The organism is Mesorhizobium sp. M4A.F.Ca.ET.020.02.1.1 (genome assembly GCF_004022645.1).
GTDB lineage: Bacteria > Pseudomonadota > Alphaproteobacteria > Rhizobiales > Rhizobiaceae > Mesorhizobium.
In genome coordinates this window covers 1-767 of record NZ_RZOI01001276.1, presented here as the reverse complement: position 1 = coordinate 767, position 767 = coordinate 1, and the positions used below count along the sequence as shown (strand labels likewise).

Sequence of the window (767 nt, the reverse complement as noted above, 5' to 3'; positions counted from 1 at the left end):
GTTGAATACGGGCCTGATAACCGCGCGCCTGGGCGTAGTTCGAGGCGACATCGCCGATCATTGTGAGCAGCGTCGAGCGCAGCTCTTCCTCTGACGCATCCAGCCCGTAGCGGGCCGCCTCGACGCTTCTGCGGTTAGCACCGAACAGGTCCAGTTCCCAACTGGCGTCGAAACCGGATTGATATTCGCTGTAGACACTGTCCGAACCCGAGGTGGTCACGGCTGACTTGTTGCGCGTTGCCGATCCCGAGCTGTCCACGGACGGGAACAGGCTCGCCGCGCTCTGGCGATAGCTGGCGCGGGCCTCGCGTATCCTGGCCTTGGCGGTGGCGACGTCGAGATTGCCGGCAACCGCTTCCTCTACGAGCGCGTCGAGCTCCGGGTCGCTCAGCCGCTGCCACCATTTCGACAATTGTGCCGGCTTTGCCGGCGAAGCCTTCTTCTGGCTGCTCCAGGCCGCCGGCATCGGCAGAAGCGGCTTCTGATAGTCCGGGCCGACGACGCACCCGGCGAGCGTGGTCGCCGCCAGCATGACGACGCTCAGCCTAACCCAACTCGTCATACGCGTTACCTCAAATTCGATTGATCTTTGCCGGGCGCGAACAGTGCGCTCTGGCGGGATGGTCGAGCTGCAGGATCCAATCGGGGTCGCCTGGCGATCAGGCGTTCCCGGTTAGGCTTTCGGGCGAGACGGTAGGCTTTGCGGCTTCGGGCCCCTCGGCCAGCAGCTTGCTCAAATGGCGGGCGAGGAAGCGCTGGATGTCGTC

At 64.4% G+C, this 767-nt stretch carries 1 protein-coding gene; it reads right to left on the bottom strand.

The annotated features are described in order from the left end of the window. The coding region (locus tag EN742_RS36600; protein WP_189375765.1) for a TolC family protein at positions 1 to 562 on the bottom strand (562 nt) is incomplete at its 3' end. Between the last annotated feature and the right edge of the window lie 205 nt (positions 563 to 767).